This window comes from Alteromonas sp. CNT1-28, from assembly GCF_022348345.1.
Classification (GTDB): domain Bacteria; phylum Pseudomonadota; class Gammaproteobacteria; order Enterobacterales; family Alteromonadaceae; genus Alteromonas; species Alteromonas macleodii.
The window spans coordinates 20,822-41,181 of sequence record NZ_JAKREZ010000037.1 but is presented as its reverse complement, the minus strand read 5'-3'; the positions used below and the strand labels follow the sequence as shown (position 1 = coordinate 41,181).

General features: G+C 45.5%; 15 protein-coding genes. 9 read left to right on the top strand and 6 right to left on the bottom strand.

The annotated features are described in order from the left end of the window. Window positions 1–138: 138 nt before the first annotated feature. Window positions 139–1,137, bottom strand: coding sequence for a LysR family transcriptional regulator (locus tag MHN02_RS18235; protein ID WP_239247622.1), 999 nt, complete (start codon window positions 1,135–1,137; stop codon window positions 139–141). 167 nt (window positions 1,138–1,304) lie between these two features. Between MHN02_RS18235 and MHN02_RS18230 the strand changes: the two genes are divergently transcribed. Further along, complete coding sequence (locus MHN02_RS18230) at window positions 1,305–1,820, top strand: lactoylglutathione lyase family protein (RefSeq protein WP_014950763.1); 516 nt, start codon at window positions 1,305–1,307, stop codon at window positions 1,818–1,820. A 121-nt stretch (window positions 1,821–1,941) separates the two neighbouring features. Here the strand turns inward: MHN02_RS18230 and MHN02_RS18225 are convergent, their stop codons facing one another. From MHN02_RS18225 to MHN02_RS18210, 4 genes are all read right to left on the bottom strand, one after another. Beyond that, on the bottom strand, window positions 1,942–2,583 hold the full coding sequence (locus tag MHN02_RS18225) for an MBL fold metallo-hydrolase (RefSeq protein WP_239247621.1): 642 nt from the start codon (window positions 2,581–2,583) through the stop codon (window positions 1,942–1,944). Between the two features lie 3 nt (window positions 2,584–2,586). After that, window positions 2,587–3,999, bottom strand: a complete 1,413-nt coding sequence (locus MHN02_RS18220) for an APC family permease (protein WP_239247620.1) — start codon at window positions 3,997–3,999, stop codon at window positions 2,587–2,589. Then, window positions 3,996–5,696, bottom strand: coding sequence for an amidohydrolase (locus MHN02_RS18215; protein WP_239247618.1), 1,701 nt, complete (start codon window positions 5,694–5,696; stop codon window positions 3,996–3,998). The genes MHN02_RS18220 and MHN02_RS18215 overlap by 4 nt, the downstream gene beginning before the upstream one ends. 88 nt (window positions 5,697–5,784) lie before the next feature. Further along, complete coding sequence (locus tag MHN02_RS18210) at window positions 5,785–6,825, bottom strand: serine/threonine dehydratase (protein WP_156078848.1); 1,041 nt, start codon at window positions 6,823–6,825, stop codon at window positions 5,785–5,787. 195 nt (window positions 6,826–7,020) lie between these two features. On the opposite strand from MHN02_RS18210, the gene MHN02_RS18205 reads away from it, so the two are divergent. Next, window positions 7,021–9,999 (top strand): bifunctional diguanylate cyclase/phosphodiesterase, encoded by a 2,979-nt coding sequence (locus MHN02_RS18205; RefSeq protein WP_239247616.1) that lies wholly within the window; start codon window positions 7,021–7,023, stop codon window positions 9,997–9,999. A gap of 11 nt (window positions 10,000–10,010) precedes the next feature. Next, complete coding sequence (locus MHN02_RS18200; protein ID WP_239247614.1) at window positions 10,011–10,385, top strand: PH domain-containing protein; 375 nt, start codon at window positions 10,011–10,013, stop codon at window positions 10,383–10,385. Between the two features lie 240 nt (window positions 10,386–10,625). Here MHN02_RS18200 and MHN02_RS18195 read toward each other — a convergent pair whose 3' ends face one another. Further along, entirely contained in the window at window positions 10,626–12,839 is a 2,214-nt protein-coding gene (locus tag MHN02_RS18195; RefSeq protein WP_239247612.1) for a S9 family peptidase, read from the bottom strand. Window positions 12,840–12,909: 70 nt separating this feature from the next. On the opposite strand from MHN02_RS18195, the gene MHN02_RS18190 reads away from it, so the two are divergent. From MHN02_RS18190 to MHN02_RS18165, 6 genes are all read left to right on the top strand, one after another. Then, window positions 12,910–13,533, top strand: coding sequence for an NAD(P)H-binding protein (locus MHN02_RS18190; RefSeq protein ID WP_014950755.1), 624 nt, complete (start codon window positions 12,910–12,912; stop codon window positions 13,531–13,533). Between the two features lie 140 nt (window positions 13,534–13,673). Next, complete coding sequence (locus MHN02_RS18185; RefSeq protein ID WP_239247610.1) at window positions 13,674–14,492, top strand: methyltransferase; 819 nt, start codon at window positions 13,674–13,676, stop codon at window positions 14,490–14,492. Between the two features lie 13 nt (window positions 14,493–14,505). Next, window positions 14,506–14,994 (top strand): YgjV family protein, encoded by a 489-nt coding sequence (locus MHN02_RS18180; protein ID WP_014977436.1) that lies wholly within the window; start codon window positions 14,506–14,508, stop codon window positions 14,992–14,994. Window positions 14,995–15,288: 294 nt separating this feature from the next. Then, on the top strand, window positions 15,289–15,861 hold the full coding sequence (locus tag MHN02_RS18175; protein WP_014950752.1) for a hypothetical protein: 573 nt from the start codon (window positions 15,289–15,291) through the stop codon (window positions 15,859–15,861). After that, window positions 15,839–18,064, top strand: coding sequence for a UDP-forming cellulose synthase catalytic subunit (gene bcsA / locus MHN02_RS18170; RefSeq protein ID WP_239247608.1), 2,226 nt, complete (start codon window positions 15,839–15,841; stop codon window positions 18,062–18,064). Before MHN02_RS18175 ends, bcsA begins: the two co-directional genes overlap by 23 nt. Beyond that, window positions 18,061–20,337: a cellulose biosynthesis cyclic di-GMP-binding regulatory protein BcsB gene (locus MHN02_RS18165; protein WP_239247606.1), complete on the top strand. Its 2,277-nt coding sequence runs from the start codon at window positions 18,061–18,063 to the stop codon at window positions 20,335–20,337. The genes bcsA and MHN02_RS18165 overlap by 4 nt, the downstream gene beginning before the upstream one ends. Window positions 20,338–20,360 lie beyond the last annotated feature (23 nt).

The window sequence follows — 20,360 nt, the reverse complement described above, 5'->3', positions numbered from 1 at the left end:
ACTGCACTCAAATGGTACAGCTCCATAGTCGACGGGGCCTGGACCGCAGGCACATGGAATTAAATTCGTGGGGATCCCTCAGACTCTGACCCCAATATTCAGGTTAGCTAGATCGATAATGTACTCTGACCCCAATTTTTAACCCAATACTTGGGTGATTGCTTGTTTAACTGCTTGGTAGCGGGCGGGTAGAGCGCTGTGGGGTGTTTGAACACTGTATAGGGGCTCGGTTACTTCATTTTTAGCTTTGTAGACGGTAAGTTTGTCGGCAAAAGACACAAAGTCTAGTGTGCTGGTGGGCAGCACGGTGTAACCCAACCCTTCGCTTACCGGCAGTAGAATTTGCGAAAGTTGGTTGATGTAGCCGGTATGAGGTAGCTTATTCGGATTAACGTGAGCTAACTCAGCTTCTCCACAATCGTTAAAATAGCGCTGCAAGTAGTGCATAGCATCAGGGTGATTAATAAGCCCTAGATGCTTGATGACGGCTTTTAATGTTCTACCATCATCAGTTTTACTCTTTGCTTTTCCAGATACGCTTGCTACTTTTGCTACCGAATCCGAAATAAAACCCTGCGCGTTTTCAGATAACCCAGGAATCTGCGCAGCAAGCGCGTCAGGTAGGCTACGCGGTAGAATAAGCCCCAATGCTTCTTCGCCTAAATACTCACTATGTATATCTTCGCTCTCTGGCTGGTTTGTCACAATGCCAAGCTCCAGCGTATTGTTCGCAATGCCTGACAAAATAGTACGACGAGGTGCGACTTCCACGTGAATATTAAGCGCGCTATGCTGTTTTTGCAGTGCCAGCAGAGCAGGGAAAATACGCTGAGCAATCGCACCCGAGCAGGCCACTACACACTTACCTTCAAAAGGGGCGTCAAACTTTAAGCTGGCAATAAAATCTTGCTCTTTTTCCTGCTGCTCCTTGGCATATCGGTACACACGCTGACCCTGCTCAGTTAACTGAATGCCCTTGCCTAAACGGACGACTAGTTCACACTGACATGCCTCTTCCAGTTTCTTAAGGTGCTGACTTACACCTGGCTGGGTCATAAAGCGTTGCTCTGCGGTGCGCGTAAAGTTCCCCGTTTCTACTAACGTGATGAAGGTGTCTAGCCAAATAGGGTTTAGCATTTTTCTATAATTTAAAATTATTAAATTTAGAAAATATCATAATTTCATGTTTAATCTTTGTCTAGCTACTATGTATGCACATTCACTTAAGCGGTGTTCGAGTTGGCCTTCTTGACGAGGCGGCCGCTTAAGCCATTTTGATAACTTGCACTACATAGGAGTAAGTGATGACAGAAGCAGTAAAAACACCGTATCCACGTACGTTTTCTCATATTGGAATTTCAGTACCTGACTTAGAAGCTGCCGTGAAATTTTATACCGAAGTACTTGGCTGGTACCTCATCATGAAGCCAACAGAGATTGTTGAAGATGACTCGGCGATTGGCGAAATGTGTACCGATGTATTTGGTCCAGGTTGGGGAAAATTCCGCATTGCGCATCTATCAACAGGGGATCGTGTCGGCGTTGAAATTTTTGAGTTCAGCAACCAAGAGAACCCAGAAAACAACTTTGAATATTGGAAAACCGGTATCTTCCATTTCTGTGTTCAAGACCCAGATGTAGAAGGCTTGGCTGAGAAGATTGTCGCTGCTGGTGGTAAAAAGCGAATGAAGGCGCCGCGTTATTACTATCCGGGTGAAAAGCCTTACCGCATGATTTACATGGAAGACCCGTTTGGCAACATCCTTGAAATTTATAGCCACAGCTATGAGTTGCATTATGCAAGCGGCGCTTACGAATAAGCATTGTTTGTAAGGTCTGTTAATTATCGCTTCATGCTTGTATGTAGCGGGCGTTAATTAACAGGAAGGCGAGGGCGTTAATAGCAATTAAACGTACCTCGCCTTTTTATTTTTAATAAGGCTAACCGAACCTGCCAGACACATAAGGATTCGTGGCCTTTTCGGTTGCAACCGTAGTGGTTGGTCCATGACCCGGGTAAATCGTCATATCATCCGGCAGCACCATAATCTTCTGCTTGATCGAGTCGATTAATTGCTGATGGTTACCTTGCGGAAAATCAGTTCTACCAATAGAGCCTGCGAAAATGACATCCCCAACAATAACCCGATTACTTAAGCGTTCTACCAACACCACATGACCAGGCGTATGACCCGGGCAATGCAGCACTTCTAGCGTTAAATTGCCTACTGAAATTGTATCGTTGTCGTTTAACCACTCATTGGGAGCAAAAGGTTGGGCCGGTGGAAAGCCAAACATCTGGCTTTGCTGCATAAGCGCATCTAACCAGAATTTATCGCCAATATGCGGCCCTACAATGGGGACACCGTAATGTTCTGCGATGGCGACGGTACCACCTACATGATCTAAGTGCCCATGTGTGAGTATAATTTTCTCTATACTCACGCCTTTATTTGTAGCAGCTTCAATTAACGTTTCAACGTCGCCACCTGGGTCGACAAACGCGCCTTTGTTAGTGGATGAATCCCAAATTAATGAACAGTTTTGGGCAAAGGGCGTAACGGGTATAACTTGAATTTCCACGGTTTAACCTTTTGATTCTTTGTTGCTTGGAGCGAAATAAAAAAAATAAAGCAGTGCGCCAACTACTAATTCACCCAGTAAAAATAGCCACGCATTGGTTGCCGACTGCGCAATAGACCATGCGCAAACCGCTAATGCGACAAAGGGTATCAGACGTCGAAACAGGTTTACAGGGCTGGCGGATGCGGCTGTTGCTTCCTTAGCGTGAGCATCTTTTTCAGAAGTAATCGGCTGCAAGCTTTTTTGTGACGAAGCGCTCTGCGAGGAAGCCCTTTTGAAAGATGCCCGCTGGGCTTTCATCAGCACCACTACACACACGGCGTAAACCACAAGCCGTGCAAGCACGCTTGAAATAGCTAACCACACAAAGCTGCCGCTCAGCGCCATAGTACCGGCAAATATTCCCAGTATTGATATGGAAACTGCTGGGGTAGCAAAGGATGTGTGAATCTCACCTAACTTCTGTCCCAGTTTACCTGGAATAAGTGACTGCTGCGCCATAGAGAACGTAAGTCGAGACGTAGATATCATATTCGCTAACAAGTTACCGGCAACCGACACTACGGCGGTAAGCGTCATTATGAGGGCCCCGGTTTCGCCAAATATCATATTGGCGAGTGCAATTAGCGGTGCGCTATCAGGTTTTGCAGGCCCCACGGTGTGCCAATAAAGCCACTGCACGCAAAAGTAAAATATGGCAATACCTGAAACCGTAAGCATTAGTGCACGAGGTATGGTTTTTTTCGGTGAACTGGTCTCGCCGCTCGTGACCACTACCGTTTCAAAACCAATAAAAGCGTAAAGCGTAAGTAGGGCGCCGGCAGATATGGTGTCAAATGCAGGCACAACGGATGTCGATGTACTTGTAAATGCAGCAGAAAAGTCGAGCTGCCAGTAGCCAACTCCAATAAGCGCCACGAAAGGCAGCAGTTTTAACACCGAGATAGTATCAAGCGAGCGCATGGCGGCCTTAAGGCCAACAATATTCACTACGATTAGTGCTGCGGTAAGCGCGATAATGGCGAATGACTTGCCTATTCCCGCATTCAGTTCGGGCCACACATAACCGGCGTACAGCAATAACACGTGCATGTTGGCGGCAATCGCCGTTGCGCGAGCCAAGTAGTAAATAAAGCCAGTTTGAAACGCCGCTGCGTCACCAAAGCCTTTCTGGGCGTACACCACAGGTCCACCGGTTTCTTGGTACAGCGTCGCTAGCTGCCCAAAACACCACACAATGGCCAGCATTAGCGCGCCAAAAATCAAAAAGATGTAAGGGCTGAAAGCGCCGAGCTCAGCGGCCATTTTAGCGGGCAGAGCAAAAATGCCCGCCCCAATAAGGCCATTTAACACCAAAAGGGCAGCGCCAATGCCGCCAATCCCTTTGGTTAACAGGCTTTTGTTTTCGCTACTCATTTAGAAAAAACTTCTTCTCCAGCCACATAAGTTGCGTGTACTTCGGTTTTCCAAATGTCTTTGGCATCAATGGTAAAAATATCTTGGTCGACCAAGATAAAGTCTGCCCATTTTCCTGGCGTCAGTGTGCCCAAGGTATCTTCCATGTGCCCTGCGTAAGCAGCATCTAAAGTAAACCCTTTAAAGGCTTGTTCAATGGTTAACGCTTCGTGGGCATACCAACCTTTTACGGGTTGATTGTTTCTGTCTTGTCGCGTAACCGCAGCGTGAAGCCCGTAAAATGGGTTAGCAAGCTCTACAGGGAAATCAGAGCCTAAGGGCAGTGCAATGCCCGAATCGAGTAGCGTTTTCCACGCGTAAGCGCCTTTCATACGATCTTTGCCAAGGCGATCTTCCGCCATGTTCTTATCGCTGGTGGCGTGAGTAGGCTGCATGGAAGGTAACACCTTTAGCGAAGCAAAGCGGGCTAGGTCGTCAGGCGCAATCACCTGTGCATGCTCAATGCGGTTGCGCAGTTCGCTGCCGCCAATACTCTTAAACGTGGTTTCAAACTCGTTCAGTGCAACATGGTTAGCCTTATCACCGATGGCATGGTAGTTAAGCTGGAAGCCCGCACCAATTACCGTAGTAAACAGTTGGGTCATATCTTCTGGTTGAGTTAACAGCAAACCATGTTGATGCGGTGCATCTGAATAAGGTTCAAGCAATGCTGCGCCTCGGCTACCTAATGCGCCATCGCCATAGGCTTTAACCGAACGAATATATAAGAAATCGTCTTTGTCGCGAATGGTGCCGTTTCCTAGCATGGTGCTGAGATCGGGGTCTGTAGCACTCACCATAGCGTAAATACGCACGGGCAAGTCACCTTCAACCGCTTCTTTCAAATAGAAATCGTATACGTCTCTGTCTACGCCTGCGTCGTGCATTGACGTAACGCCATTTGCTAGTAAGTGCTCACCTGCGGCATGTAATTGCTGCTCGTAAATAGCGCTGCTTGCTTTAGGCAAATGCGCTTCAATTAATTGCGATGCATTATCAATAAAAACACCGGTAGGATTACCGTCGGCGTCTTTAATGATTTCGCCCCCTGCGGGCGATAGGGTGTCTTTAGTTATACCCGCAATTTCCATCGCTTTACTGTTCACCCAGGTAGCGTGGCTGTCTACACGAGCTAGCGCAACAGGTCGGTCAGAAATGACTTTATCTAGATCAGCCGCTGTTGGAAACGCTCTGTCAGACCACAATTCCTGGTTCCAACCGCGCCCGGTAATCCAAGCTTGTTGTCCATTTGCAAAGGCGTATTCGGCAACTGTCTTGGCCGCGTCTTGTGCACTGCTACTTTCTCGCAAATCGACTTCCAACAAGTTTGCGCCTAAGCCTAGTAAATGCCCGTGAGCGTCGATAAGCCCGGGTAGCATAACTTTGCCTTTGCCATCAATGGTGCTGTCGACAGGCGTGTTGCCTTTGTCGATATCTAATGCAACCACTTTGCCTTCATCAATGACAAGGTTTTTAAACGTAATGAGTTTGCCACTTTCATTTAACGTATAGCCTTTTACGTTCTCAACAAGCGTTGCAGCATCCACCGTAAGCGTGGTGGTCATAGCACCTAACGTTGCCGCTGTTGCAAACGTTGCGGTTAGCAATTTTGAAAGCGAGTGCTTTTTAAATGTCAGTGCCGACAATGTAGAGTTCATAGTGAGTTTCTGCCTTTTTTATTTCTGTTTTATTCTTTGTTCTTATACCGAGTTGTCCAAATTTCGATAGCTGTGTGCTAACAAAACGCTATGCCTCAACACGCTCAGTTTCTTCAAGTTCATCTTCGTCATCAAGGTCAAGAATGGGAGGCTGCAGCAAAAAATCTCTCTCCCAAATTTTAGCCATACTCGACTGGCTAATGTTGCCACCACTCAATATAACAAGAGCGGTTTGCCCAGGTGGAGTGTTGGCAGCCCAAGCCGCTACTGCAGCCATGGTCATCGCGCACGTGGGCTCAATATGAAGCTTTAGTAAATGATGTAACCATTGGGTCCAATAAGCAATTTGCAGCTCATCTACTTCGTAGAAATCATCTATTTCTTGCAGTATAGGAAACGTTACATCGCCAACAGAAGGCGTGGCTGCACCGTCTGCTAAGGTATTTGGAGCATAGTCTAAAGCAATGATCTCACCAGCTTGCAACGACATAGAGGCATCATTCGCTTCGGCGGGCTCAGCGCCAATGACCAATGCATTTGGCTGTAGTGCGCGAGTTGCCAGTAATGAGCCCGACAATAACCCTCCGCCACCACACGGCGCAAAGACAGCATCCACCTCACCAATTTCGTTAAGCGCTTCTAACGTTGCCGTGCCTTGTCCTGCCACAATATCTTTGTGGTTAAACGGCGGTATCCAGACCGTGTCTGGTGCTTTTGAGGCTTGCTCGACAGCCGCATCTGCTTCTGGACGGGTAGGAAATAGTTTTAATTCAGCACCATAGCTTTGCGTAGCGGCAGCTTTTATTGGCGAAATGGTCTCGCTCGCAAAAATAGTGGCCTTAATACCAAAGTGAGCTGCTGCATAGGCTACTGCCTGAGCATGATTTCCAGAACTATTGGCGACCACATGTTTCGGTAAACGACCTTCCTCTTTCAACCGGGCTAAAAAATTCATGGCGCCGCGAATTTTGAATGCCCCGATGGTCTGTAAGCACTCCGCTTTAAACAGAATGCGGTTGCCCATCCATTTGTTGAGCAACGAAGATTCAACAATCGGCGTTTTCTTTACGTCGCCTTTTATACGTTCATAGGCTTGTTTAATGTCTTCGAAATTTGGGGAAATACTCATTAAGTAACGCTCTTTTCATTTTGGTTTTTTTATGGGGTAGCGCCGACAAGGGCCTTTACGCACTAAAAGAAAATCGGAAGCCTTACAGTGCCAGATACTATTAGATAACGCCAGAGCCTATACCACATAAGACAATTCATATTTATTTAATAATTCTACTTTAGTATACCGGCGCTAGTTACCGGAGACAGGCACATGTTAAGCAAACACAACCATCGTATTTACGCCTTACCTACGGTTTTGTTTCTTTTTCTCACCTTTTTATTTGTTTCTGCTGGTGTTTTTATTCAAAACGATGAACGCGCAGCACGTATTTCTAAGGCGCAGTCGGTTGCCGAGCAGGTAAAAATTAGTCTTGAAGTTTTCTCAAGCGAACGTATTCAAGCGCTGCACAACCTGATGCGAAACTGGCCCACCTTTGAGCCAAACCAAGTAGACTGGTTTAATGCGCAAGCCCTGTCATTGATGGGCATGCAGCGAGGCTTTTCATCGTTGGTATTTGTCGATGCGAGCGGTGAGATAGCGTGGGTGGCAACACCATCTTCCGGTATCAAAACCCGTATAGACAACAGCCTCATTGGCCATCCTATGGATGCGTTGGGCTTAAACATATCGCGTTTGTCCGAGGACTTGGAAAGCACGCTTTTGTATTCAGATGCTGCTCAACATCACTTTATCGTTGTGGGCAGGGCCATAAGCCCTCAAGAGCCTGAGCACGGATTTCTGGTGGCGGGGTTCGACGTACAAACCATATTAACCGTGATGTTAGGCGAGTTAGTAGGCCCACAGTTTAACTTTCAGCTTAACGCCGACAGTGCAACGCTTTTTCAAAGCGGTGAGTTAGTCAACGATGGCACCATTGTGTCGCTTTTGCCGTTCAGTTTTTTAGAACGCGATTTTTACCTTTCCATGCAGTCTCAGCTAAGCCCATATAACGCAGGCTTGTTAATTATTATGATTGGACTGTTGATGTCAGCGCTAGTTAGCTATGTGCTGCACAAGCAGCTTAAAGGCGCGGTTAATTTGTCTTTGAGTCAGCAGCGTTACCTCACCGCTAGCGAAGCCTCCCTTGATGCGCTTCTTATTTATCAGCCAACAGATGATGACTTTTCTCTAGTAGAAGCAAACTCATACAGTCGCTATCTATTTCGCGGTGCATGCGATGTATTGCGGTCTATGAGCTTAGCCGAGCAAACGCGATATTTAGGCTTAAGCAGTGAATTTAAAAACGCCAAAAACGTTGCTGAACTTGGCGTGCCTTATGAAGCTCACCTTGCCATTCATAGCGATAAGATTGCGCCTCAATGGATAAAAGTTCAGGTGGTAAAAGCCGGTGACAATATTGCGGTAACCGTAAGGGACGTGACCGAACGTTTTCGTGCCCAGCACGATTTAAAGCGTAGCGAAGAAAAGTATCGCCGCTTAGTTGACGGCATGCACCGCCACTTTGTTTACACCAAGACCGTCGAGCACAACTTTATGTATGTGAGCGCGGGTATTGAAAAGATTTTAGGGTTTAGCGCAGAAGACTTCTGTGCAAACGAGTCGAAGTACGTTCGCCAAGTACCTGATGAGACGTTTGAGATACGCCAAACCATTGCTCGTGGCGAAAAGCCCGAGCCTTATATTGTGCATTATCAAGGCAAGGTTGGCGAACCGTTAGCGATTGAATTTTCAGACACGCCCATTGTCGACGAGCAAGGGCTACTGGTTGCTGTTGAAGGCATAGCACGTGATGTAACCAAAGAGCTGGCGCTGCAGGAAGAAGTGTATTTTCAAGCAAACCATGACCAGTTAACCGGGCTGTTTAATCGCTATGCATTTGATGAAAAACTGCGAGCGATCCTTGATGAAACGCATAAAGCGGCTGGTCAGCAGGGCGAGAGCAAGGCTTTAAACCACGTTGATTTTGAAAAAGTGGCGAGTATCAATTTTCCTCGCGCTTACCACAAGCAAAGCGTGATGTGCTTTATCGATATGGATCGATTCAAGTTAGTAAACGACAGCTGTGGTCATCCAGCGGGCGATAAGCTGCTAAAAGAAATCTCCACCATATTTAGGCAATACGTGAATGGGCAAGATCTGCTTGCCCGAATAGGGGGAGACGAGTTCTGCATTATATTTCGCAATCAAAGTTTGGATGAGGTGACCAAGCGCCTAGACAAGCTTTTATTGGCGATTTCAAATTATCGTTTTGTTTATGACGACAAGTTGTTCTTTGTGGGGGCAAGCATTGGTGTTATCGAAATAAACGAGAGTACACAAAGTGCAGAAGCGTTAATTAAAGCTGCTGACAACGCGTGTTACAAAGCCAAACACTTGGGTCGAAACCGTTACTTTGTGTTTCATGATAATGACTCGCAAATGGCCATTGATGACAGTGAAAACCAGGTGTTACATGCCTTGCATCACGCATTACAAAACGACGGGTTTGAGTTGTATAGCCAAGCTATCATGCCGCTTAACGTGCCCAATCAAGAAAAGGCCGCCCAACTTCAGCATTACGAGATCTTGCTTCGTCTAAATGCAAAAGACAGTGGCCTTATAAGTCCAGGGCTTTTCATCCCGTTGGCAGAACGCCACGGTTTAATGAACAAAGTGGATATGTGGGTAGTAGATAACACCCTTAAAACTCTTGAACGTAACCCCGCTCACATCGATAACGTGGGCAAAGTCGCGATTAATTTATCGGGTATTACATTGGGTGATGAAATGGCGCTGCATAAGATTGCCAAGCGTATGCAAAGTACTTCTGTACCTGCTGAGAAAATTTGTTTTGAAATTACAGAAACAACAGCGGTAACTAACTTAAGCGCTGCTAAACATTTCATTTCTACACTACGCGATTTGGGGTGTAGCTTTGCCTTAGACGACTTTGGTGCTGGTATGTCCTCGTTCACCTACCTGAAAAACCTAGATGTTGATTACGTTAAGATTGACGGCTCCTTTGTGCGAAATATCGTTCACGATCCTATCGATCATGCTACAGTAACTGCGATAAATAATATCGCGCACAGTATGGGTAAACAGACCGTGGCAGAGTTTGTGGTCGATAACGCGACCGCCGAAGTTTTACGAGAGCTTAAAGTAGATTTCGGTCAAGGCTTTGCTTTGGATAAACCCAAGCCACTGGCGCATAGAGTTCAATGGCGAGTTAAACTTGCCTCTGCCTAAAAGGAAATGTCATGGGTTTATTTGATACCATCATGGGTAATGCAAGCGAGACTAGCGCTTCAGATGTTCAAGAAGAGCTTATGCCTATACTTGCTGTTAACGAAACCGTTACTTCTGCGTTTAAGCTAGTGCGCGATTTAAGTGTATTCACAAACAAGCGCCTAATCCTTATTGATAAGCAAGGCCTTACCGGGCGCAAAGTGAACTATCATTCAATACCTTATAAATCTATTACGCAGTTTATCGTTGAGACGGCAGGGCATTTTGATACTGACGCCGAGCTTAAAATTTGGCTGTCGGGCAAAGCCGATCCTATTGAGATTGAACTAAGTGCATCGTCTGCTCAGGCGGTACAGCAAAACCTAGCAACCCAGATGTTTAGCTAGTTTCTGCATTTGTAATACTTGATAGATGCTTTGAAGTAGCAAGTAGCAAGTAAAGAAAGTCTAATCACCCTACAAGTGCACAAAGCGCTACAACGCAAACATGCACAAAATAAGCGTTAATTAAACTGACCAAACAAAAAAGCGATGCCTTCATAAGCATCGCTTTTTGCTTTTTACTGCTTTCTAGGGCTTGTTGAGCTTAGATGTACAGAGATCAACAGGCCCCAGGCTCTAACCGTATTAGTCTTTCAAGTTACGGTTAAAGAAGTTAGTAATAGTTTTGTATAAATGAATGCCCGTTTGCTTACCACGGATGCTGTGCTTCTTGCCCGGGTAATCCATAGTTTCAAATGGAATTGCCAAGTCTTGAAGGTGCTTGTAGAGCATTGTTGAATGGGTAAACAACACGTTGTCATCTGCCATGCCGTGGTAAATCAAAAGGTCGCCCTTCAGATCTTTTGCGTAAGGGAATACTGAAGACGCAGTGTAAGCATCATCATCTGTATTTGGGTTGCCCATGTAGCGTTCAGTGTAGTGGGTATCGTATAAGCGCCAGTCAGTTACCGGAGCACCTGATACGCCCGCTGCAAAGTAATCGCCCGCTTTGAACATGGTCATCAGCGTCATGTAGCCGCCATAGCTGTGGCCATGAACACCAATACGCTCAGCGTCAACGTAGTCAAGCGTACGCAAGAACTCTACGCCTGCAACCTGATCGTCCACTTCAATAAAGCCCATTTTTTTATAAATAGGATCTTCAAAGCCTTTACCGCGATAGTTAGAGCCGCGGTTATCTAACGTAAATACCACATAACCTTGGTCAACCCAGTGTTGGAATAGCAAACCACGGTTACCCGCCCAGCTGTTTGTTACCACTTGTGCGTGCGGGCCGCCGTAAAGGTAAACAATAACAGGGTGCTTCTGTTTAGGATTCTTTTTAGCACTGTCAGGCGCATAAATTCGATACTTAAGGGTTGCGCCATCCTTTGTGGTGATGTCACCAAACTCAGGTGCCGTCCAGCTATCCATGTAAGCGTGCAGAGGGTGGCCTTCTTCAACTTTATTTTCTTCAAGCCAGGTAATTCGCTCGCCGGTGGCGCTATTTAGGCTAACTTGTGCAGGAGAGTTAATCGTTGAGAAACGGTCGATAAAGATAGAGGCATCTTTGCTAAATGCCGCGCTGTGATACGCGCCTAGTTCAGTGATACGCGAAATCTCGCCGCCATCTAAAGGCACGCTGTAAACATGGCTTTCTAGTGGGGTGTCTTTGCGGCCAGAGAAGTACAAACGGTTGTTCGCTGTATCAATAGCTTCAACACTGTCTACAACCCAGTCACCTTTGGTTAACTGCTTAACCAACTTGCCTTTATTGTCGAAAAGGTAAAGGTGTTTAAAACCGTCGCGCTCAGACGCCCAAATAAATTGGCCTTTGTCTTTTAGGAAGTAAAGGTCGTTGTGCAGGTTTACCCACGTGTTGCTTGATTCTGTAAGCAGCACGTTTTCTTTTTTGCTGTTAAGGTCGAACGCACGCAGCTCTAACGTCTGCTGATCCCGTGTTTGCCACTGGTAGGTAAAGGTGGTGTTGTTAGGCATCCACTTACCGCGAGCAAAATAAATGTCTTTATCTTCACCTAAATCCACCCAAGTGCGATCGCCAGAGTTGATGTCTTGAATAGCAAGTTCCACCAAGACGTTTGGCGTGCCCGCTTTCGGGTATTTTTGTTCGATAAGCTTGATGTCGTCAGCATAGATTTCAGAACGCGTGATCACATCTACTGGGCTTTCATCAACTTTGGTAAAAGCAATTTTAGTCTCATCTGGCGACCACCAGTATCCGGTCATACGGCCCATTTCTTCTTGCGCCACAAATTCGGCCATACCAAATTTAATGTTGTCGCCACCTTCTTTGGTAATTGCCGTTTCTTTACCTGATTCAATGTGTTTTACATAAAGGTTCTGGTCGCGAATGAAGGAAATGTAGTTACCTTTTGGTGATAATTTAATATCAGTTTCAAAAGCGTCAGTATCTAAAAGTTGCTTCGCCCCTTTTTCGCCCAGCTTGTGATAAAACACATCGCCACCTAATGGGAAAAGTAATGCTTTACCATCGTCCGACCACTGGTAGCTTACAATACCGCTGCCAGATAAACGCATACGCTCGCGTCGCGCTTTCTCTTCATCAGAAAGCACTTCTTCGCCGCTTTGTAGGTCGTTTGAGTCGAAAAGCATGCGAGTTTGGCCACTTTCAATATGGTATTCCCATAGATCTAGGCGCTCGTAGTCGGTTTGCTTACCTTTAAGAAATGTTACCCGTTGACCGTCAGGTGATACTTTTAACGAACGGGGTGCGTTGCCATCGAGTGAAGGAGAAGAAAAAATACGCTCAATTGTGAGCGTTTCAGCGTTTAAAGCAGTAGAGAGCATAGCGGCTCCAATTAAAAGGGCTTTTTTCATTTTTATCTGCATATTTGACTGTCGAAGGTTTGATTGTAGTTATATCAATTTATGATACAAGGTGCGACATATGAAATCCGCAATGGTGCTAGGAGCGACAGGTTTAGTGGGACGAACGCTTGTAAATATGCTGTTACAGGATAGACGGTACAATGAGGTAACCTGCTTAGTCAGAAAACCGCTCTCCTCCAGTATGTTTAACGACCCTCACAATCGCCTAAAACCTGTAGTTATCGACTTCGACAATCTACAGGACTATCAAGGCTACTTTAGCGTTAATCATGTGTACTGTTGTCTGGGCACCACGCTTAAAAAGGCGGGATCGAAACAAGCGTTTCGCCGCGTTGATTTTGAATATGTTCATGTTGCCGCACAGCTGACCCGAGCTCAGCGCGCGGACAGTTTTGTATGGATATCATCGGTAGGCGCTGATGCTAAAAGCAGTAACTTTTATTTACGAGTAAAAGGCGAGCTAGAAAACGCGATTATGCGAATGCCTCAGTTACCCCATGCCTCTGCCGTACGCCCTTCGTTATTGTTAGGCAATCGCGACGAGTCGCGGACGCTAGAAGATATAGCGCAGAAAACGGCGCCCATATGGCAAAGCATAATGAAAGGCCCGTTAAAGAAATACCGACCCGTTCATGCCGTTGACGTGGCCAGAAATATGATGTCGCTGCAGCGCTGGAAATAAGCGCTCACAGTAAATGTCACAACCTTAACGTGAAGCACAACCCGACTTAATATAGAATGCGTGCCTTTTAACGCACTAGGTAATACGACTTCCTTATGTTCCGCTGTAAACAATTCACCGTAGCACAGGACAAATGCGCGATGAAAGTGAATACCGACAGTCTGATTTTAGGAAGTTGGGCACAGTTTCGCGCAAACCTCAGCCATGCCCCACGTATCTTGGATATCGGCACCGGCAGTGGCATTTTAGCGTTGATGATGGCCCAAAAAGCAGCGCACTTTTGCAATCCGAACGGTGAAGAGCGGAATGTTCAAAGCAGTTCAATTGACATCAGCTCGTTCGATAATGGCGCAGCCAGAATTGACGCGATAGAAATAGATGAGCAAGCCGCAGCGCAGGCCGCTACCAACTTTAAAAATGCAAAATGGGCCAAACAGCTGTTTATTTACTGCTGTGATGTAACTGGCTACACCTCCCCCCACTTGTATGACCTAGTGATTTCTAATCCACCTTACTTTGACACGCCAGCTACACTTTCAAATGCGTACAGCAAGCAAAGCCAATCTCGCTCGGTGGCAAGGCAAACGTCTGCATTGGCCCCAGATGAACTTTTTAGTTCAAGCAGCAAGTTGTTAATAGAACAAGGGCAAATGTACTGTGTGTACCCAGCGTCGATGGAAGCCTCGGTTATCGAAACGGCTGAAGGTTATGGCCTATCGCTGGCAAATATTCTTTATGTAAAGCATACATCTAACAAATCGCCTTATCTTTGCGCGTTCCACTTTAAAAAACTAATAGAGGGCGCAAGTGATAATCTTAAAAACGTTACTGCACATCGGGAATGGCCGAGCTTAATAGCGAAAAATGCAATCAAAAATGAGCTGATAATTAGGGATCAAAAGGGCGAATATACCAGTGAATACAAAGCCCTTTGTCAGCCTTTCTACCTTAAATTTTAATGAGCTTATATTAATGAACATAGTTGCAGAAGGCTTTGGCGCAATAGCCGTTGTTTTAAATTTTATTGGGTATCGCCAAACTAACGTAGACAAGTATTTGCTTATTTCTGCGTTTGCCTTAAGTGCACTTAGCGTGCATTTTTTTATGCTAGATGCCATGGCCGCAGGCATTGGAACACTGCTTGCCAGCGTTCGTAACTTTATTGCCATTAAACATAGAAGCAATGCCATTTTATTTTTCTTTGTTGCGGTGAATCTAGGCTTCCTCGCTTATGAGTGGTTTGTGCTAGAGCACAGCTGGATAATCTTCATTGCCTATGCGTCTTCACTTATTTTTACAGTGGGATCTTTGGTTATCCGCAATACGCACACTATTAGAAAGGTTTTTCTTGTTGCTGAAACTTTGGGGCTGTTATACGCCATTTCCGTGGGCAGTATTTTTGGAACGGTATTCAATGTAAGTAACTTGATCAGTATTTTAAGTAAGCTGCGCAAGCCCTAACGCTTTAGCAATAAAACTCACCTTATCAATTAGTCTAATTTGCCCACTTTAATCCCGTTTAGTTGGGCTTCTTTTCTGCGACTTACGCTACCTGCTATATGGCTTTTCATATAGTCTGCACACCCTTGTAGGCCTTGCCCTACATGACTTATACCAAAGTTCAATGAGCTAAAGTTCAATATCAATTTGCGTATGTAAGCGTATCATTATTAATCAGTAAGTATGGTTTCAGCAATTTTTCCTCTGAATGTACGGAAGTAGACTCAGTGTGTAGTAATGAGGGGAGTGTGCGCAGTGAAATTAGTAGATAACTCACAACAATTTGACCAATCACCTACGCTTGAACAATCGTTTCAGAGCGCTATTAATGAAGGCGCTGCGGTAAACGTGTTTGAGCTTGCTCAACAGTTTAAAAATACCAACCCTGCTTTTAAAAAACCTCAACTGGTTGAAGAACGCACGAGTTTAGAGACAGAGCAGCTGTGGAAGAAGCGTCTTTCGATGCTGCTTGATGCAGAAAATAAACTTATGAAAGTTATACGTTTTCGCAAAATTACTGGTATATTTACCGTTGCAAGTATGGCTATGTTTTTATTTTCCCTGTACATAGCGCCAACAATGTCGCCAGTATTGTTCTATGGCCTTATTGTTGTAGCTGCATTTGGAATGGCAACGTATCCGGCGTGGTTGTTAGCGTCTAAAAGCAATAAAAAGCAGAGAGATGACATTTCTCGTTTGTTTTATAAAAGTAATCACGAGATTGAAATGTCGGACGGTAAAATTACGTTAATTAACAGGGCGAACTATGCAAGTGTAACGCAAATACACGTATTGGATCGCAAACTTGGACTATTCGCAAACTCGTAGACAACACTACACCTCTCAGTTCATTATTGTTCTGTTAGTAGCATCCTTTATTCTTGGGGTGCTACTGCTGGCACCCATGGATGCATTGGGCCAGCTTCTCTCTTCAATCGTTATCCTCATTGCAATATCCTTGTGCAGCAAAGAAGCGCGGCACACGCAAAAATACCAGCATTTATTCCGCATTTTAGCTCTGGTGCTAGCCATTGCGCTTAGCGTCAGGTATTTGCTGTGGCGTGGTATTTACACGCTAACCTACTCAGATTTTCTTTCAATGATTGCCGTCTGGCTATTATTTGGCGCTGAAATTTATGCGGGGATCACTTCAGTGTTAGGGGCGATCGTTAACGCGTTTCCGCTCAGTCGACCGCTTTTGTCCCTGGAAGGGGTAGATAAATCAACTCTGCCCAGTGTAGACGTCATGATCCCGAGTTATAACGAAGATGAAGGGATATTAGAAGTTACTATCCGCGCTGCAAAAATGCTCGATTACCCTAAAGAAAAGCTTCGTATTCATTTGCTTGACGATGGCGGAACCGACCAGAAAATTAACGCTGAAAACCCTGTGTCAGCGGCCACTGCAAAACAGCGGCGACAAGATTTGCAAGCACTGTGCAAACGCTTGGATATTACCTATCACACTCGAGCAAAAAATGAGTTTGCCAAGGCGGGTAATGTGAACAGTGCAATACAAGATACCACGGGTGATTTGATTGTTATCTTGGATGCTGATCATGTTCCTACTTCGGATTTTCTTGATAGAACCGTGCCGTGGATGCTTAAAAACGAGAAGGTCTTTCTCGTTCAAACCCCTCATTTTATGGCTAACCCAGATCCTGTTGAGCGTAACTACTTCTCTGCGTTTACTCGCATGCCTTCAGAAAACGACATGTTTTACGGCACTATACAGAAAGGCTTAGACTACTGGGGGAGTTCCTTCTTCTGTGGATCAGCCGCATTGATGAGAAGAAAGCACCTCGATTTGGTTGGGGGCATTTCCGGCGACTCTATCACTGAAGATGCAGAAACCGCGTTAGATCTTCACAAAATGGGCTACGAGTCTGTATATGTGGACAGACCTATGGTAAGCGGCCTTGCGCCAGAAACTTTTGATGCGTTTATTCAGCAGCGTATGCGCTGGGCACAAGGCATGACGCAAATTTTACTACTCAAAAAGCCTTTTAAAGCGCAAGGACTAAAATGGTATCAGCGAGTGGGCTACATGAGTTCAATCATGTTTTGGCTGTTCCCGTTTGCTCGCATCATCTTTTTGCTTATGCCACTGGCGTATTTGGTCTTTGGGCTTCAGGTTTACCATGCATCGATGCTGGAAATTTTTGCCTTCACCCTGCCTCACGTTATTGCCACTTACATGATATCCACCATGCTCTTTGGGCGAACCCGATGGCCCTTAGTGTCAGAGTTATATGAAATACTACAGTGCGCATTTACGCTAAATGCATTAATCAAGGTTTTCTTAAAGCCGCGGGCACCTTCATTTGTTGTGACGCCAAAAGGAGAGAGCCTTGACAGAACCTTTGTGTCGCCACTATCGAGCGTGTTTTACTGGCTAATATTGGTAATCACATTCGCATTAGGGAGCGGCGTCTATAAGTTCATAACAGAGCCTCTTACACGCGAACTTACTGTGGTGGTCATGTTGTGGAATGTATTTAATTTGATTCTATTGTTGTCTGTTCTTAGTGTGTTATTAGAGCGGAAACAGGTGCGTAGTCAGGCACGTCTCCCAGCTACCAATAGTGTCGTTATTAAGACTACAAGCGATGAAGCTTGGGTTGGAGATTTGGTCGATCTTTCGCTTGGTGGAGCTCGGTTACGCTTGAAAGGTGAGGGAGCGTTAGTACCTGAAAATGCAACGCTCACATCGTGGAGTCACGCACTGAATAAGAACGTTCATTTGCCAATTAGCGTTCTGCATTACGACAATAGGTCAAAAATTCTTCGAGTACGCTTTATGCCTCAAACCGAAGAACAAGAAAACGAAGTCGTCGCCTATTCACTGTGTGATAGTCTGCGCTGGATGTCGTTTCAACGAAGAAGAACAAGGGCTATCTCATACTGGTTCGGCGCAAAACATGTGTTGAAAGTTGGGTTAAAGCCTGTTTTATTGCATATGCTTGTATTAATGGGGAAGTTCGCCGGGAAATTAGGTTTGCTTGCTAAACCGGCAAAGGAAAATCAATGATAAAAAAATACCTTATGTTCATCGTATGTTTGTGCATGCCTTTTACCCTAGCGGCGCAAACTGACACGTATCGATTAACCGACTTTTTTGGCGGTGAAAGTACCGTGCGCTTGCAGGGAAAATCTGCCTCCATTGATATTCCAATTCCCCTTAGTTCAGTAACTGATGTGGACAGCGCGCTACTTACATTAGAAGTGGTCAGCTCGCAGGCGTTAATCAAAAAACGTTCTCAGCTGTATGTGAGATTCAATAATGCGACCATTGGACAGATTGCGTTCGACCCAGACAGACCTTCTCTTGTATCTGAAATTGCGATCCCTACTTCATTGTGGCGAGCCGGGTTTAACTCTCTGACACTAGCGGTAAGTCAGCACTATGCCGAGCAATGTGTTGACGGCAGTGCGCCTGAATTGTGGAGCGAAATTAATGCATACAACTCAACGCTAAAAATTGCGACGTCGGTGAATGAAAAGCGCTTCACGTTAGATGAGCTGAGCGGATTCTTTAATCCAGGAATTGGCGGACAGCGAAACGTTCAGCTTTACACGGCGCGAGAAGCTGATGATCAAATTAAATATCAGACACTTCCCATTGTTGCTCAAGCACTGTCTCTTAGGAACCAATATCAGCCGCTTATTATCGAGCATGACAGCTTTGATGATGGTTACGTTTTGCCCCAGCTAGAAGACACAGAAAATAGTTTTTGGAACGACCAAAATGTTGCTCGCTACGAGCGTGCTGCATGGTATCTCAAAGCCAAGCAAAAACAGCCTGTTCATATTCTAGTTGGTACAGTCGACGCGTTATCACCGGTATTATCTGACGAAGTGATTAACGACATTGATGGCGCGTTTCTAAAAGCACAGCGCACACCTGCGTTTGTTAAGGACAGCAACGTTATTGTACCGGCTAGTTACCGCCTTATTGTCAGCGGTACTACGCAAGATGAAGTACTTGAGGCAGCGAAAGCCTTGGCGGTAATGGACGATGCGATTAACCCTATTTCACAAGTTACCGTACTTTCACAGTCACAAATGCAGGCGGAAACGCTGCAGCGTCATCGCATTCTGAACCCAGACAATCACTACACATTCCAAGACTTTGGTGTGGCGACCACTCAGTTTAGGGATGAGGGGAACTTCACCAAACGGGTGTCATTCAGATTGCCTGCAGATTTTTATGTACCTGAAAACGCGAGCGTGAGCTTGCTCTTAGACTTTGGATATGGCGCAGGTTTTGGGCCAGGTTCGGTTATGAATGTAAGCGTGAATGACGAACTTGTACACGGTTTGTCTCTTAATAATATTAACGGACAATCCTACCGAGACTATCAGCTAAGAATACCTGCACGATTCTTCAAAGGCGGGACGAATATTTTAGACTTTGCGGTAACCATGAGAGCGCCGTTAGCAGGTGTGCCTTGTGATGATATTCCAGGTTCCCACCTCGTGTTCCAGCTTGATGATTCTTCGGCTATAAAACTACCTGATGCAGGAAACGTGGCAGTTCAACCTAATCTCGTCTTGCTTTCAGAAACGGCTTACCCGTTTGCGCGCTTTAAGTCAGCACCATCGTCAACCATTGCTATTCCGTCAGATGACTATTTAGATACAGCGTTAACTCTTTCAGCGAAATTAGCGCAAGTAGCCCAAGTGCCTTTATTGAACGTGAAAATAGCAACTGGAAACGACATTACAACCGAAGGTTCTGTGATTGTTCTAGGTACCCCTGAAAGCTTAACGAATATTGAGCAGTCTGAATTCAGTACGGCCATTGAGGCAACGAAACGCTGGTCTTATCGGTTACAGAACAATCTGTACAATCGCGTAAGAAACCTGACTGACGATCAGTCTTTCAAAGAAATGCGCATAGACGGTCATACCGTTCAAGAAAGTGACTTAGGTGAGCAAGCAGTACTTACTGCACAGGCACACCCTGTTTCTTCACAAACCGATACCTTGTTCATTGTTGCAGCGCAGACGCCGGAACTTCTTCAAGCTAGAATCGAGGATCTGGTTAGTTTGTCGATGTGGGGGCAGATGGCAGGGGATTTCTTCGCATGGAAAGATGGTCTTTCGCCATCACTCATCATGCAGGTAAGCGATAAATATGAAGTGGGTGAAGCCGACGACAGCTGGCTACATTTACGACTATGGCTGTCTAACAACCCGTGGTATTGGTTAATAGGCTTTATACTGGTTGTATTTGTTGTAAGCCTACTTATTTACCTGTTGCTTAAACGCAGAAATAAACAAGTGCAAGACTCATGGTAAAGCTGCATTACGCAACAAAAGCG